The sequence below is a fragment of the Sorangium sp. So ce375 genome (genome assembly GCF_051473855.1).
In the GTDB taxonomy this organism is placed as follows: domain Bacteria; phylum Myxococcota_A; class Polyangia; order Polyangiales; family Polyangiaceae; genus Sorangium.
In genome coordinates, this window is sequence record NZ_CP150335.1 from 9,447,187 (window position 1) to 9,463,028 (window position 15,842).

The window sequence follows — 15,842 nt, forward strand, 5'->3', positions numbered from 1 at the left end:
GACTCCTCCACGATCGGTGGACCGTACGCCGACGGTAGCAGCGCGCGGCGGGCGCGTGGGGATTTCGCCGGCGGCGCCCTTGCGGCCCGCCGGCCTTCCGCCATCCTGAGCGCGATGGGGCGTGCTCGTGGGTGAGGCGGGCGGCAGAGCCGATCCGGCGCAGGGCGGCGCGGCTCCGGCGCAGGGCGGCGCGGCGGCCCAGGGCGGCGCGGCTCCGGCGCAGGGCGGCACGGCGACGCCGAGCTTCCTGTGCGACGCGATGCTGGGCGGCCTGTCGCGCTGGCTGCGCGGCGCAGGCTACGACGCCATGTTCGAGCACGGCATCGACGACGGCGACCTCGTGCGCCTCGCGCAGCAGACCGGCCGTGTGCTGCTGAGCTCCGACGCCGGCGTGTTCGAGCGGCGCTCCCTTCGCACCGCGGCCGTGCGCGGGCTCTACGTGCCGCGCGGGCTGCGGCCGACAGAGCAAGCGGGCTTCGTGCTGCGGGAGCTCGGGCTACCCGTGCGGGACCCGCGCTGCATGGCGTGCGGCGGAGCGCTCACGGCGGCCCCGAAGGAGACAGTCAGGGACGCGGTGCCGGCCGTGGTGGCGGATCGCCACCACGAGTTCTGGCGGTGCGACCGCTGCGGCAAGGTCCTGTGGAAGGGCGGCCACTGGGTTGGCATCGTCGCCGGCGTGGCCGCCGCGGCCGGTGCCGCCGCCGCGACCGACACGACGACCGAGGCCCCGGCTCCACCGCCGGGCAGCCGAAAGCCTCCGCCGTGACGCGCCTCCGAGCACGCCTTCCGACCCGGCCTCGCTGAGGCGCCCGCCCCGACCGCCGGCGGCGCGGCCGAGGGCTGGATCGCAGGTGCCACCTCCGCGCACGGTGGGGCGAACGGCTCCTCTCCACACCCCAGGCCGGAGAGGACAGCAGCACGCTCCATGCAGCGGCTGTGATCTTCATGGACCTCTCTCCGCCCATCCCGGTGCGAAATCCCTCACCGAGCTGTTCGGCCCGACCTCCCGCCCGGTGCCATGGTGGGCCATCCCTGGCGAGACTTCAGACGGGCCCGACGCCTAGGTCGCTCGCCCGACCGTCGAGTCGATCTTTTCCCTGTGGGCTTGCCACATACCCAGGCACGTCGCATGGACGGTTCGCACGGCGACGGTACCCCGGATCGTCGCAGCCTGCCCCCTACCAGCGCGGGAAGTCTCATGAGCGAACCGTGTGCGAAGCGAGCGCCGGACGGTGGTGCTCGGCGCCGGCCCGGCGAGGAGCGCCGGCGCGACGAGTGCGAGCGAATCCTGCGAATCTACGGCGATAACTACGAGCAGCTCAGCACCATGCTGGACCGGCAGTTCCAGATGATGCACGCGCGCGCCTCGGTGCTGCTCGGGATCTGCGGGGTCCTCATCACGACGACGAGCATCCTCCAGCTGTTCATGATTCCCCGGCCCGCGCGCCTCGAACAGGCGGCGCTGCTCCTCGGTGGCGGCATGGCGCTCCTTGCGGCCACCATCATCGTGGTGGGCGTGCTCCATATTCGTTGGATCACGGATCAGCGAGGAGACGACGTGCCGGCGTGGCTCCTCAGCAATCTCATCTATCGCGATCGCAAGACGCACGCATATCGCGTCGGCACGGCCACGATGGTCGTTTCCATGCTGCTCTACGAGCTCTCCGTGGTGTCGGCTCTCCTCTCGGCCACGCACGATGTCAGGCTCCCCCTGTAGCTCCGCGCCTCGTATACCCGCAGGGGCGCTCTCGCGGAGCGGCGCAGGAGTCCGACCCTCTCTGTCCGGACTTCCTGCGGGCAGAGCGAGTCGCCGTCACGTGGGCTCGAGCTGCTCCGAGCTCCCTCGGCCCCCGGACCCCTCGCGCCGCTCTCGACCTCGCCTCCGGACGCGCTCGACCGAAGGCGACGCTCCTGCCCCAGCGCCCAGGGATTTCGAGAAATCGAATCTCCCCGAGCTCGACAGGAACTGCCGGATCGCCCATTTGGATCATGAGCGAGCAAACGCGCTCTGACATTGCGCTATGGACGCAGTTCGAATCAGGCAATCTGGGCAGCGAACGCTCGGCTCCAGGATTGCGGTCCAGGCATGAACATGCATATTGTGATCATGTCAGCTCCGCTCGAACACTACGGTCTCATCGGTGACACGACCACGGTCGGTCTGGTCTCGCGTTACGGCTCGCTCGACTGGCTCTGCCTGCCACGCATCGACTCTGACGCGTGTTTCGCGAAGCTGCTCGGACGCGACGACCACGGCTACTGGACGATCCGGCCAGCCACGACGATACGAAGCCTGGAGCGGCGCTATCGGCGGGACACGCTGGTCCTCGAGACCGAGTTCGTCTGTGCGAGCGGCCGCGCGCGCCTGATCGACTTCATGCCCCCAGGCGTCGGCGCGCACGACGCCACCCGGCTCGTCGACGGGGCCCACGACGTCATCCGGATCGTCGAAGGAATCGAGGGCGAAGTCGCGATGCACTCCGATCTGAGGGCGCGGTTCGGCTACGGCCGCGTGATCCCGTGGATCCGGTGTGACGGAGGCCGAGCGACGCTCACGTCTGGGCCCGCCGCGCTCGCGTTCAGCAGCCCAGCGTCGCTCGACCCCGACTGGAACGCCGCCCGATTGGAGACGAACTTCGTCGTCCGCGCGGGCCAGCGCCTGCCGTTCACCCTCACGTTCTACCCGTCGCATGAAGACGCGCCGGCCCACCCCGTCGACGCGGAGCAGGAGCTCACGCGAACCGAGCGTCACTGGCGAGAGTGGGCGGGCCGCTGTCGCTACCAAGGCCGCTGGCGTGACGCCGTCGTGCGGTCGCTCCTTACGCTGAAGGCGCTCACCTATGCGCCTACGGGCGGCATCGTGGCGGCGCCGACCACGTCCTTGCCGGAGGACCTCGGCGGCGTTCGCAACTGGGACTATCGCTACTGCTGGTTGCGCGACTCCACGCTCACGCTCGACGCCCTGATGCGCGGCGGGTACCTCGAGGAAGCTCAGGCTTGGCGCGACTGGCTCATGCGCGCTGTCGCCGGGGCTCCCGCGCAGCTGCAGATCATGTACGGCGTGGCCGGGGAGCCTCGGCTCACCGAGATCGAGCTGCCGTGGCTCCCGGGATACGAGGAGTCGAGGCCGGTGCGGATCGGCAACGGCGCCTACGATCAATTTCAACTCGACGTCTACGGCGAGGTGCTCAACACGCTCTACGACGCCCACGCGCACGGCCTGCCGGATCTGCCGCACACGTGGGACCCCATCGTGGAGATCGTGGACTTCGTCGAGAAATCCTGGCAGCGGCCGGACGAAGGCATCTGGGAGGTACGCTCGGCGAAGCAGCTGCACTTCACGCACTCGAAGCTGATGGCCTGGGTGGCAGTGGATCGCGCCGTACGCATGATCGAGGAGTTCGGTGTAGGCGGACAGCATCGACTGGAGAAGCGGATCCAGCGCTGGCGCGCGTTGCGCGAGGAGATCCGCCTCGACCTGCTCGAGCGCGGATTCAACACGGGCGTCGGCGCCTTCACTCAATCGTACGGCTCGGAAGCCCTCGACGCCAGCGTGCTCCTGATCCCGCACATGGGCTTCCTACCCGCCGATGATCCCCGCATGCTGTCCACCGTCGCGGCGATCGAGAAGGGCCTCACCCGGGATGGCCTCGTCCTGCGCTACGCGACCGAAACGGGGGTGGACGGTCTGCAGGGGCACGAAGGGACCTTCCTTATCTGCAGCTTCTGGCTCGCCGACAACTACGCGATGGTCGGTCGCCTCGACGAGGCGGAGGCGCTCCTCGATCGCTTGGTCTCCCTCGGCAATGATGTCGGCCTGCTCGCCGAGGAGTACAGCCCCGAGCTGCGCCGCCAGCTCGGCAATTTTCCACAGGCGTTCTCTCACATCGGGCTCGTCAACACCGCGCACATCATCGAGGCAAGGAGAGCCGGGAAGGAAGTGTCCTTGCCATCCGCGGCGTAGGTGCCGGGAGACGGCGTCCCGTGGGGCCGCTCGCAGGGCTCACCCGCACCCGACACGCGCAGTTCAGGAAGTCGCTCGTCGACCGATCGATGGCTCCGCAGAAGACCGACGCACGGAGCCAGAACACCGATCACATTAGAGTCTCTGGAAAATCAACAGAAGAGAAGAAGAACCGCAAGGGCGCGAGGGGCGCAAGGGGAAGACAGGAAAATATCTCATCCCTCATCTGTTGCGCCCCTTGCGTCCTTGCGGTTTTATCTTCCCCGCGTTCCCTTGCCCTTGGAGCTCTCCCCGGCGGATCGCCGGGCTTCGCAACCAATTGAATTTATAAAATTTTCATCCTGTTCGTCGCTCTAGCGTTGGATACGCTTGGTGCGCTAGAGGCACGTGTTGTCGACGACCACGCCGGTCTCCTGGAAGCGCACGGTCCCGGGCTCCCCGTCGAGCGTGACGGTGATATCCATGTCGATGATGCACGGGATGTCGGTGACCGGCTCAGGCTCCCACGTCATCGTCCCGGTGGCCCCGGTCACGGCATACGCGCGCTCGTCGAGGGGCGGCATGCCCGGCTCTGTGCAATCGCTCATCTGATCGGTGAGCGCCACGTCCAGCACGCCCCAGAACTGCTTCAGCTCGATCCCGGCATAGAGCGGATCGCTGTCGGCGAACGCGGCGATCCAGATCGTCAGACACCGATGGTTCTGCAGGTCGGCGTGGTGCACGTAGACACGGTCGCGATCGCCGATCACGTAATCCGCGCTGGCGCAGGACGCGTCCGTCGACGCGCTCACCCCGGCCGCGTGCGCCATGCACTCGTTGCAATAGGTACGATGATCGCACCCGCAGACCCCCGGGCAGTCGTCCGGACATTCCCCGACCCTCGGCCTCACCATGCATTCGCCCTGCGCGTCTTCGGCGCACGTCGTGTCGGGCGTCGCGCAGTACTCCGCCTCGCCGCAGGTCGCTCCCGCGCTCCCTCCGCAGGCGACCGGCGCCGCGCCTCCGCTTCCTCCTCCGCCGTCGCCGGTCGCGCCGCCAGCGCTGCTGCTCGCGCTGCCGCCCGCGCCGCCCGCGCCGCCGGCTCCGACCGGCGACACGTTGTCGTCATCGCTGCAGGCGGCGAGGAGGAGTCCGCACAGCACCGAGCCAAGGAGCTCATATCTCATGAACGGACTATGCCATGACCGCTCGCCGGCGAGGAGCGGCCACGGCCGTGTCATGTCCCCGCCGATCCCTGAGGCGCCGCGCCCTTCGCGGAAGCGCCGCCGCGCTGCCGCCGGCGGATCGCGCCGGCCAGCGCCAGCGCGATCGCCGCGAGCGGCGCTCCGACCGAGCCGCGCGCGCCAGCCACGATGCAGCCGCAGCCGCCGTCCGCGCCCGAGCCGCCCGCGGCCGCCCCGCCGGAGCCGCCCGAAGCCGCCCCGCCGGAACCACCGCCGGCACCGCCGCTGCCGCCCGTGGCGCCGCTGCTGACCGGCTCCGGGAGGCCGCTGCCTGCGCCGGAGTCCAGGCCAGCGCCCGTCGAGCCTGCGGCCGCGCTGGCCGCTGTCGTGCTCGTGTCCTCCACGCAGGCGCCCGCGGCGCAGGTCTGCCCGCTCGGGCACACCGCGCCAGCGCACGAGTCCACGCACGCGCCAGCGTCGCAGCGCTGGCCAGGCGGGCACGCGACGCCGACGCAGGCCGACTCCCGGCAAAGCCCGCTCTCCTCCTCGCACGCGCGGCCGCTCGGGCACGGCGTACACGGGCACTCCGGCTTGCACACGCCGCCGTCGCAGACCGTGCCCTCCTCGCACGTCACGTTGCTGCACGGGTCGACGCAGACCCCGACACGGCACACCGTCGGGGAGGGGCACTCCACTCCATCACACGGCGCGCGGCACCGCCCGCCGACGCACACCTCCCCCGCGTCACAGACGACCTCGGCGCACGCTGGCTCGACACAGAACCCCGCGGCGTTGCACGCCTTCTCCGAGGGGCACGCGAACTCGCCCCGGCCGCACGCCTGCACGCACACGCCCCGGTCGCAGACGTGCTCCGGCGGGCAGAGCTCGCCTTCGTCGGTGACGCCGTTGCAGTCGTTGTCGAGCCCGTCGCAGCTCTCCTGCGAGGACGGCACGAGCCCCTGGCAGGTGAGCCCGTCCGCCGCGCACTGGGTCACCCCTGGCGCGCACACGCCGGGCAGCTTGGTGTCGCACGGCTCGCCGCCGCCGGTGCACGTGAGGCCGCTGAAGAAGTAGACGTAATCGTTGTAGTCGCCATCGTTGTTGAAGTCGCCGGGATCCGGGCCGACGCTGCCGTCCTCGAAGGCGACGTAAAAGGCGTTCGGCGTCACCGTCGAGGCGTAGATGACCGCGGTGACCCAGGGCCCGGGCGTGTCGCACCCCGTGCACACCTGATTCCACCGCTGCTCGGAGTAGTGGAGCTGCGCGCCGATGAGCGCGAAGCCGATCTGCCCGTTCGCATAGGCGGGATCGTTCCGGATGTCCGCGGCGGTGATGATGGTGCCGACGCCGGAGCCGGCGGGGACGATCTCGTGGATGTCACCGAGCGCCGGCGGCGCCGTGGCCGCGGGGTCGACGTTGTACCAGCCGACCCCGAGGCGAGACCCGGTCTGGCGGAGCACCAGCTCCGCCGTGAAGCCGCAGAGCGGCGAGAACGTGGACGGCGTGGTGCTCCCGTCGGCCCGGTAGTCCAGCGCCTCTCCCCGGTTGGTAAACAGGGTATAGAGCTGGACCTCGTTGTTCATCGAGTCCCGCGGCATGACGCTGCCGTTCGGCTGCGTGACCAGCGCGCTCGCGTGAAGCGAGGAGAGACCGATGGAGAGAGCCCCCGAAAGCACCAAAGCATACTTCATCGACTCGTCTTACCAGAGACGCGCGCCCCAGCGTCAACGGAAACGTTCCACCACAACAGACAGGCGAGATGTCGGACGCCTGCCCACAACACCGCTCCGCCGAGGCTCATGAGCGTGAGAGCCTCTGCGCTCGCGGCGGCCGCGACCCGCCCCGAGTCGAACGGCCATCTGTTCTCGGGCGGCCGCGGCGCCGACGTGCCGACGAGCTCGCCGGCGACGGCGATCCGCCGGCCGCGCCTCGTTGACCGGCGCGGGGGGAGCTGATAGCCCCTTCCAAAGGCGGCGCGCCTGCGCTGAGCGCCGCGCGCGGCACCGCGAGGCACGCACATGACAGGATCGTTGAACAAGGAGAAGGCGCGTCGCGCCGCGTCGCACCCGGACCAGCCGGGCGAGCAGTGCCGGGCCGAGCCCGGCGCCTTCCGGCCCGTGGTGAACCGGAGCCGGTGCGAGGCGAAGGGCGATTGCGTCGAGGTGTGCCCTTATCAGGTCTTCGAGATCGCCCGCATATCGAGCGCTGATTTCGACGCCCTCTCGCCGCTCGGAAAGCTCAAGTCGCTCGTCCACGGCCGGAAGACCGCGCTCACGCCGAACGCGGCGCAGTGCCAGGCGTGCGGCCTCTGCGTCGTCGCCTGTCCCGAGAAGGCCATCCGGCTCGTGGCGGCGCAGGGCGCGGGGTGAGCGCCGCCGGCCCGCGCGCTCAGGCGACGCTGCGCGCGGACCCGGACGCGGGCGCGGCGCCGTACGTGGCGCGGTAACGCTCGTACCGCTCGAGGAGCTCGCCCGTGGTCTTGGGCATCGGCACGCGCGCGCGCGTGATGTACGAGATCACGTTCTTGCCGCGGACGATCAGCTCGACCCCCCGGGCCGCCTGCTCCCGCTCATGGGGTGAGGCGTCCGCGCCGAGCAGCGGCTGGAAGGCGGCGACTTTCTCCGCCGATACGACGAACGACGTCCAGACCTCGAAGATATCGTCGTCGGTGCGCAGCGTCTCACACTTGACCTTGGCCGCGTGCGCGAACTCGCGGGCCAGGCGGTCCAGCCCCGAGAACATCGGCGAGCCGGCGAAGGTGTCGATCATCGCGTCGCGAATGCCGTCGATCGCCCTCATGCTCTGGGCGATCTTGACATATCGGCTGTTGTAGAACGCCTCGATCGGGAACGAGAACGCCTTGAAGGGCTCGCCCCAGAGCTCGTCGAGCCCCTCCTCCCCGCTGCGGTGGAGCACCATCTTCCCGAGCGTCAGCGCCTCGAGGAGGTGCTCTCCGCACTCGCGCATCAGGGCGTTGTCGGGCTCGATGGTGACGCCGAGCTCCTGGATCTCGACGAGCTTGGTGAAGATGTCCGTCGCTCGATTGAAGATCGCACCGGCGAGCATGGCGCCTTTGACGCGCTTCCGCTGCGGATCGGTCTCCGACTCGAAGGCGAGCCGCGCCTCGTCCAGCCGTCTTCCCGGGACGTTGATGCCGTGCTCGACGTGGTTGAACAGGCGCCGCGTCAGCGCCTCGATGAGGCGCTTCTTCGCGAGCAGGGTGTCGGCCGGCGCCTCGTAGGCCTTGATCCAGTAACCGTAGTAGTAGACCCGCAGCTGGCCGTCGATGATCTGCTTCTTCCCGAGCGGTATCGCGCTTTCCATGGCCCGCCTCCGATCGGCTGCCAGGCGGCGCCCCTGCGCGGGGCGCGCGCGGGGGAGCATGCCTGTGCGACAGGCGAGTAGCATGGACGCAAGGCGGCCTGCAAGGCGTGAGCGATGCGATCCGGCGGAGTCCTCCGCCGGAAACCGGGACTAAACCGACAGGAAAGACAGCGGCTCCCGGGGACGTCGCCGCGGCCGAGCGCCAGCCCGCGCGGCGCTCGGCCGCGGCGCGCGGGCGTGGGCGCGAAGAAAAAATCGGCGGGCTGGCCGAGCGCGAGCAGCTCACGACAGCAGGGCGCGCCGCGCCCGACCCAGCGGGGCGCGGCCATGCCCGGCGGCCTCGGCGGCTACTGCGCGCACCCCTCGAGCTCGGCCATCATGCGCCAGAAGGCCATGGCCTTGATCTCGCAGCTGCCCTGGGTCGTGTGGGTGTGCTCGTATTCCGTGTTGCCGGACGTGTCCACATCGTAACGCGGGTGCTGCATCGGGATCTCGACGCCGTCTACGGTCGTGGTGTGGCGCTCGCCCTCCGCGTGGACATCGAGGTCCTCGAAGTCATAAAGGATCTTCCCATGATCCCGGCAGAAATCGCGGATCTGCTGGTTGCGCTCCGCGCGGTTCACGCCGTTGTACTCCTCGTCACCGGGCCCCGTCATGTAGATGAAGGTCACGTCCGGGAACTCCTGCCCGAGCGCGTCGAGCACGTCGAGGTACAGCTGCACGCTCTCCTCGGTCTGCTCGGAGATCTCCGTGGACCACGCCCACATCGAGTACCGGATCTCCGGGTGCTCGCCCAGGATGGTGCGCACGTCGTTGATCCCGGCCTCGGTCGCCCAGTACTCCTCGCCCGGGACGAGGTCGGTGTCGATCATCCCGTCCCACATCAGGAAGACGTCCGTCTGCTGCGGAACGTCGCAATACTCCTTCGCGAAGCCGTAGGCAGGCGTCTTCGCCTCGATGCTCTCGGCGCCGACGATGAGCTGGAAGCCGTGCGAGCGATGGGCATAATGGAAGACGAAGTCCCCCGACTTGAGCGCGTCGACGCAGCTCGCCGGGATACCGTCGAGGCTCGCGTGCCGGTGGTCGAAGGTCCGCGCGTTCGCGGGATCCGGATTGGGATCGCCGCCCGACGCCGTGGTCACCCCGCCGCCCGACGCCGAGGTCGATCCGGAAGTCGCCCCGCCGCCGGCGCCGGTGGTCGCCCCGCCGCCCGACCCGGTGGTCGCCCCGCCGCCCGACCCGGTCTCGTTTGCCGAGCTGTCGTCTTCTCCGCAGGCGACCACGCCGAGCGCGAGGGAGAGACCAGCGACGATGATATTTGATTTGTAAAAGAATTTGTTCATTGCAGCGTTGATTCTAGACGGCGGCCAGGGGATCGCAACAGATCCCGGAGGCGGTCTCGTGCTGCAGCGTCGGGCCTCGGCGTCGGGGGGCGTCGGGCCGCCCCGCGGGCTCCGGCGGGGCGACAAGGAGATCCGTCGGGCTCCGTCGTCGTCGAGCTCACGCCCGGGAGGGCGCCGGTGGAGTGATGTCACGGGATGAAGGCCGTGGCCTGGAGGCCATAGCCTCCAGGCATGGCGGCTCACCCCTCCAGCGGCCGGGGGTTGCCCGCAGCAAGATCGCGGCGCACCGGCTGTTATTCAGCGGCACACCCGTTGCAATTCAGCGGGTCGCGCTGCGCACCTCGGACGGGCGCCGCAGGATCGCCGGTGGCAGCCGGCGGTCGATCCGCGGCGAACGCGCGTGTCGCGCAGCGAGCTTCCACCGGAACCCCTGGACGGCCTCACCGGCGGAGCCACGTCGCGCCTCGCCGCCCGAGTCCGTGTTCGAGAACGGAGATGACCATGTACGACCGCGATAGAAAGACCACGCTGTCCCTCCATTGGCTCGCCATGCCCGTCATGATGGCGCTGTTCGCAGGATGCATGACGTTTGATCCTGACACGGAGCCTTCACAGGACGACGCTGTCTTGGAAGACCACCTCGCTCCCAGCGGACTATCCTCTCCGCCCTCCGCCATCCTGGTCGAGGTGGACGGGGAAGCGGCGGCGTTCGCCCGCGAGCGTGGCATCTCGTACGCCGAAGCGCAGCAGCGGCTCGGCTGGCAGGCGCTCGCGGGGGACCTCGACGAGCAGGTCGGCGCCGCTCTGGGTGACCAGTTCGGCGGCGTCTGGATCGACGCGGCGCGCCGCGACCGGATCATGGTCGGCGTGGCTGGCAAGCTCGGCACCGACACGGTCGCTGCAGTGCAGGAGGTGGCCCGGAAGATCGGTCTGACGGAGGGGTACGACATCCTCCAGGTGCGCCGCTCCATGGCGGAGCTCGACCGCGCCAACGACTGGCTCGGCGCCCAGATCGAGAAGGTCAACGACGGCGCGGCCGCGACCCTGACCGCCGGCCTGCGCACGGATCTCGGCGCGGTCGAGCTGCAGGTACCAGCCGACGGCCCGCTGACCGACGCCCAGCGCGAGCTGGTCGCCGCCGCGCAGAAGCAGCTCGGCGACATGGTCGTGGTCGGCCGATACGCCGGCCGCGCCACGGCGCGCGCCTGCGTCTATCCCTATTGCGATGCGCCGCTGCGCGGCGGCATCAAGATCACCAACTCCGGCACGGGCTGCACCGGGGCGTTCATCGCCAAGAGCAAGGTGGACGACGTGCTCTATCAGTTCACCGCCGGGCACTGCGCGTACGAGAACTACGACGACTGGTCGACCCGCTTCACGGACAGCTCCAGCCATGTGGTCGGCCCTGTGTGGCACTGGGAGTGGAACGGCGGCGGTGACATGTCGATCTTGCGCATCAAGAACCCGGCGGGGTGGGACGCGGAGCCGTGGGTCTATGTCACGAGCGGGCCGGACACCACGACCAACACCACGTACAAGATCACCTCCGACAAGAAGAGCGTGCTGGGCATGCGAATCTGCACGACCGGCGCCTACTACGGTCGCAGCGACTGCGGGTATGTCACCCAGCTCGGGGTCACCGCCACGTACGGTGGAGTGACCGTGCACCACCTGGGCCGGGGGTCGTTCTGCGGGACCGGCGGCGACAGCGGCGCGCCGATGTACGCGTCGCACGTCGCCTACGGGCTCCAGGTGGCCGGATACAGCGAGTGCGATAGCCTCTACCAGGGCATCCGAGCCGCCGAGTCGGTGCTGAACGTCAATGTCTTGCACGCGAAGTAGCAGCGAGCGAGCCGCCGCCGCGTGAACGCCGTCTCGCGCGGGGATCACCGCGCGAGCACGGCCCAATCCGCGCCCGGCGAGCGGCGCTCCGCGCGCTGGCCGCGGCCGCACAGCGGCCTTGAACACAAGGCCGAGCTGGCGCGCTCGCTCGGCGCTATACTCGGGCGCCGCGAAGCCCATGAGCGCACCGGTGAGCCTCGGAGACGTCGTCGCCGGCAGATACCGCGTCGAGCGCGTGCTCGGCCAGGGCGGGATGGGCGTGGTGATGGCCGCGCGCCACCTGCACCTCGGGAATCAGGTCGCGATCAAGCTGCTGCGCCGCGACGCGCTGGTCGACGCGGCGGCGCGGGAGCGCTTCCTGCGCGAGGGGCGGGCGACGGCGGCGCTGCGCGGCGAGCACGTGGCCCGCGTCTACGATCTCGGCTTCCTCGACGCCGGGGATCCATTCCTGGTCTTCGAGCTGCTCGACGGCTGCGATCTCGGCGCGCTGCTGCGGGCGCACGGGCCGCCGCCGATCGAGGTCGCGGTGGGGTATGTGCTGCAAGCGTGCGAGGGCCTGGCCGAGGCGCACGCACAGGGCATCGTGCACCGCGACGTGAAGCCCGGGAACCTGTTCCTGGCGCGGCGGGCCGACGGCTCCGAGCTCGTGAAGGTGATCGATTTCGGGATCGCGAAGCACACGCCCGCCGCCGCGACCGCGGCCGCCGGCGAGCAGCTCACGAGCACGTTCGCGGTGCTGGGCACCGCCCTCTACATGGCCCCGGAGCAGATGCGCTCGGCGCGCGCCGCCGACGCCCGCTCGGACATCTGGGCGCTGGGCGCCGTGCTCTACCGGCTGCTCAGCGGGGCGCCCCCCTTCCCCGGGCAGTCGCTGCTCGACGTCTGCGCGGCCATCCAGCGCGGCCCGGCGCCGCTGGCCGAGGCCCGCCCCGGCACCCCGCCGGAGCTGGAGGCCGCCGTGCTGCGCTGCCTGCGGGAGGACCCATCGGAGCGCCCCCCCGACGTGGCCGCGCTCGCCGCCGCGCTGGCGCCGTTCGCGCCGCACGAGGGGCAGGCCGCCGAGCGTGTCGCGCGCACGCTGCGAGCCGGCGGCGGCCCGGCGCCGGCGGCGACGCCCGCGCTGCGCAATCCGCCGTCGGGGGCGCGTGCGGCGGCGCCTCCCGAGGTGGCGAGCGCGCCGGCCGCGCCGCCGCCCGCCGGCCCCTCGCCCGCCACGGCCTCCGGCGCTGCCGCCCGCGCGGCGCCCACGGTCGCCCGGGCAAACGCCCCTGGGCCGCACACCGCCTCTCGGTCCAGCGCCCTTGGAGCGCACACCGTCTCCCGGGCAAACGCCCCTCCGGCGCGCACCATCTCCCGCGCCGAGGCCCCCGAGATCAAGGTTCACCCGCCGCTCATCGCTCGGCAGGCGGCGCTGTCGGCGCTGGCGCACGCCGCGGATCGGATCGCCGACGGGGCGCGCTTCGTGGTGATCACCGGTCCGCTCGGGCTCGGCCGCACCCGCGTGCTGCAGGCCGGGATCGACGCGGCCGGTCTGCCGGCGGAGCGCGTGCTGCGCGGCAGCTGCTCGCCCGAGCGGCGGAGCCCGCTGCGGCCGCTGCGCCGCGCCCTCGACACGCTGCCGCCCGGCGGCCGCGCGGCCCTCGCCCAGCTCTCCGACGCCGTGGATCGGGCACTCGCGCCGGCCGCGCTGCCCAGCGCCGGCGACGCGGACAGCGCGCTCGAGGGGGTCGAGGCGGCGCTGCTCCGCGCCGCCGCCGAGCCGCTGCTGCTCGCGCTCGACGATCTCCAGTGGGCCGACCCGACGACGCTGCGCCTCCTCTCGCTGCTCGCCGAGCAGGCCGCGGGCGGCGACCCGGCGCGGCTGCTCGTGCTCGCCGCGGCCCGCAACGAGCCGAGCCCATCGCCGAAGCTGCGCGCCTTGCTCGGGGCTGTGCGCTCCAGGATCCGGCCCGGGATCAAGCACCTCGCGCTCGAGCGGCTGGACGAGCCCGACTCCGAGCGGCTGGCGCACGCGATCGCGCCGCTCTCGCCGGAGCTCGCGCGGGCGGTGGCGCAGGGCTCCGGCGGGGTGCCCTTCTTCGCGGTGCACGCGCTCTTGGCGTGGCGCGAGACGGGCGCCATCACGTGGCGGGACGGCGTGCTGCACGCGGCGGGCGGGCGCGCGCTCGACGAGCAGGTGCCCGGCGTCGCAGAGCTCGTCGAGGACCGCCTCGCGAGCTACTTCGAGCCGGGCAGCGACGCCGAGCGCGCGGGGCTGCGCGCCCTGGCCGCGATCGCGCTGTACGGCGGCGGCCTCGGCGTCGAGGTCCTGTACCGGGTGGTGGCCAGCGACGATCTGCTCGAGAGCGCCGTGCACGCCTGGGTCGAGGCCGGGATGCTCACCGTGTCGGGGGAGCCGCCGGAGATCGGCTTCGGGCAGGAGATGGTGCGTCAGGCGGTGCTCGGCGTGGCGCGCAAGCGCCCCTGGTTCCCGCGGCTGCACCGGGCGCTCCTGGACGCCATCGCCGAGGGCCCGGGCGCCGCCGCGGACGCCGCGTTCCTGGCCGCCGGCTACGAGAAGCTCGGCGCCGTCGCGTCGGCGCGGGCCTGGCTGCGGCGGGCCATGGATGCGGCCTTCGCGGCCGGGCTCTTCGAGGAAGCAGCCGGGCTCGGCGATAGGCTGGCGGCGATGACCGACGATCCCTGCGAGCGCGCCGCGATCGAGCTCGACGTCGTGCGCGTGCTGCTGCGAGGGCGCGCCTTCGAGGAGGCGAGGCAGCGGCTGGAGCGGCCCGGCGCGGCGGCGAGCGCGCTCGCCCCGGCGAGCGCCGCGGGCCTGCGGCGGCGCATCTACCGGCTGGAGGTGAGCCGTGGGCTGCACGAGGCGAGCGCCGGCGACGAGCCGCTGCTGGCCGACGCCGACGCGCTCGGCGACGAGCGGCTGCGCTGCGAGGCGCGGATGGCCCTCGCCGGGGTGGCGCGCGGGCCTCGCGCCATGGCGCTGGCCGGGGAGGCGGTCGAGCTCTCGGCGCGCTGCGACCCCGGCCTGGAGCTCTCGGCGCGCGTGCTGCGGTTCGAGCTCGATTACGCGGCCGATCGCTGCGACCTCGAGCTCGCCGACGCCGATCTGAAGCGCGCGCTCGAGCTCTCGGCGGCCAGCGCCTCGGTGTGGCGGCAGATCGAGATCGACGGCGATCTCGCGGTGGTCGAGGCCGAGCTCGGCCGGCTCGCGGCGGCCATCGAGCGGCTTTACGGGCTCGTCTCGCGGGCCGAGCGCTACGGCATGCGGGCGCAGCGCCGGCTGCTCCTGCAGAACCTCGCGGCCTTCCTGCTGCGCGCCGGCCGCGCGGCGGAGGCGGCGGACGTGGCGGAGCGCGCCGCGGCGCTGTCGACCGAGGCCGGCGATCCGGCGCTGCGCGGCGTGGCGCTGTCGCTTCGGGCGGAGGCGCTGCGGCGCTGCGGTGAGGCCGGCGCGGCGCTGCGCTGCGCCAACGAGGCGGTCGAGCTGCAGGAGGGGCGCGGCGACGCGATGCTCTCGCTGACCCTGCTCCGGCGCGCCGAGCTGCTCGCCAGCATGGGGATGAGCAGCGAGGCCCTGGCGGACGCGCGGGCGGCGCGCCGCGTGGCCGAGCAGCACCGAGAGCGCGATCGGGTGCTCTGCGCCGACCTCTGGGAGACGCTGCACCTGGCCCGGCGCGGCGCCGCGCCGCCCGAGGAGGTGGCGCGGGCGCTCGCCGAGGCGCTGGCCGCGGATGTGACGCTGCGCGAGCTGACGCAGAAGCTGATGGATGAGGCGCGGACGTGGCTCGGGCAGCGCCCGGAGCCGGCCGCCACGGGCTGAGACGGCGGCAGGTCAGCGCGGGCGCTGGGGCACGATCACCCCGCGATCCGGCTTGCACGCCTTGTCCTTCTCGCTCCAGAAGCACCCGGTCGGGCAGGCCGGCGGCGGTTCGGCGGGGGTGCCGGCCGGCCACGCGCACTCGTCGACGACGCCGCGCGCCGCGGGCGCGGCCGCGCCGTCGGGTGCAGCCGCGCCGTCGGGTGCAGCCGCGCCGTCGGGTGCAGCCGCGCCGTCGGGCGCCACGGCGCTGTCGGGCGATTTCGGCGCATCGGGCGGCGGGGCGGAGCTGCACGCGGCGAGAACGACAGTGATCAAAAATACAACTGAGCGTCTCAGGTTGCTTTTCATCGCACCGTTTTCCTTCTTTTCTTTCTTCGTGCGCAAGG

The 15,842-nt window shown here is 71.7% G+C and carries 12 protein-coding genes; 7 read left to right on the forward strand and 5 right to left on the reverse strand.

The window, feature by feature from the left end; genetic code table 11:
• Positions 1 to 121: 121 nt before the first annotated feature.
• From WME90_RS35255 to WME90_RS35265, 3 genes are all read left to right on the forward strand, one after another.
• Complete coding sequence (locus tag WME90_RS35255; RefSeq protein WP_437276447.1) at positions 122 to 766, forward strand: Mut7-C RNAse domain-containing protein; 645 nt, start codon at positions 122 to 124, stop codon at positions 764 to 766.
• 432 nt (positions 767 to 1,198) lie between these two features.
• A complete protein-coding gene (locus WME90_RS35260; RefSeq protein WP_437276448.1) occupies positions 1,199 to 1,717 on the forward strand; it encodes a hypothetical protein in 519 nt (172 codons plus the stop codon).
• Positions 1,718 to 2,107: 390 nt separating this feature from the next.
• Positions 2,108 to 3,964 (forward strand): glycoside hydrolase family 15 protein, encoded by a 1,857-nt coding sequence (locus WME90_RS35265; protein WP_437283702.1) that lies wholly within the window; start codon positions 2,108 to 2,110, stop codon positions 3,962 to 3,964.
• Positions 3,965 to 4,341: 377 nt separating this feature from the next.
• Here WME90_RS35265 and WME90_RS35270 read toward each other — a convergent pair whose 3' ends face one another.
• Both WME90_RS35270 and WME90_RS35275 read right to left on the reverse strand, forming a co-directional pair.
• Complete coding sequence (locus WME90_RS35270; protein ID WP_437276449.1) at positions 4,342 to 5,130, reverse strand: hypothetical protein; 789 nt, start codon at positions 5,128 to 5,130, stop codon at positions 4,342 to 4,344.
• Positions 5,131 to 5,180: 50 nt separating this feature from the next.
• The gene (locus WME90_RS35275; protein ID WP_437276450.1) at positions 5,181 to 6,818 is read right to left on the reverse strand and encodes a hypothetical protein; all 1,638 of its coding nucleotides are present in this window, start codon (positions 6,816 to 6,818) and stop codon (positions 5,181 to 5,183) included.
• 114 nt (positions 6,819 to 6,932) lie between these two features.
• Between WME90_RS35275 and WME90_RS35280 the strand changes: the two genes are divergently transcribed.
• Positions 6,933 to 7,082 carry a hypothetical protein gene (locus WME90_RS35280; RefSeq protein ID WP_437276451.1) on the forward strand — a complete coding sequence of 50 codons (150 nt, stop codon included), beginning with the start codon at positions 6,933 to 6,935 and terminating at the stop codon, positions 7,080 to 7,082.
• A gap of 63 nt (positions 7,083 to 7,145) precedes the next feature.
• Positions 7,146 to 7,496, forward strand: a complete 351-nt coding sequence (locus WME90_RS35285; protein WP_437276452.1) for a 4Fe-4S binding protein — start codon at positions 7,146 to 7,148, stop codon at positions 7,494 to 7,496.
• A gap of 19 nt (positions 7,497 to 7,515) precedes the next feature.
• Here WME90_RS35285 and WME90_RS35290 read toward each other — a convergent pair whose 3' ends face one another.
• Positions 7,516 to 8,451: a hypothetical protein gene (locus WME90_RS35290; RefSeq protein WP_437276453.1), complete on the reverse strand. Its 936-nt coding sequence runs from the start codon at positions 8,449 to 8,451 to the stop codon at positions 7,516 to 7,518.
• Between the two features lie 347 nt (positions 8,452 to 8,798).
• Positions 8,799 to 9,794: a hypothetical protein gene (locus WME90_RS35295; protein ID WP_437276454.1), complete on the reverse strand. Its 996-nt coding sequence runs from the start codon at positions 9,792 to 9,794 to the stop codon at positions 8,799 to 8,801.
• 582 nt (positions 9,795 to 10,376) lie between these two features.
• Between WME90_RS35295 and WME90_RS35300 the strand changes: the two genes are divergently transcribed.
• Together WME90_RS35300 and WME90_RS35305 are read left to right on the forward strand one after the other, a co-directional pair.
• The gene (locus WME90_RS35300; protein ID WP_437276455.1) at positions 10,377 to 11,636 is read left to right on the forward strand and encodes a S1 family peptidase; all 1,260 of its coding nucleotides are present in this window, start codon (positions 10,377 to 10,379) and stop codon (positions 11,634 to 11,636) included.
• A gap of 190 nt (positions 11,637 to 11,826) precedes the next feature.
• Entirely contained in the window at positions 11,827 to 15,456 is a 3,630-nt protein-coding gene (locus tag WME90_RS35305; RefSeq protein ID WP_437276456.1) for a protein kinase domain-containing protein, read from the forward strand.
• 12 nt (positions 15,457 to 15,468) lie between these two features.
• On the opposite strand, the gene WME90_RS35310 is transcribed toward WME90_RS35305, so the two are convergent.
• Positions 15,469 to 15,840 (reverse strand): hypothetical protein, encoded by a 372-nt coding sequence (locus WME90_RS35310; RefSeq protein ID WP_437276457.1) that lies wholly within the window; start codon positions 15,838 to 15,840, stop codon positions 15,469 to 15,471.
• Positions 15,841 to 15,842 lie beyond the last annotated feature (2 nt).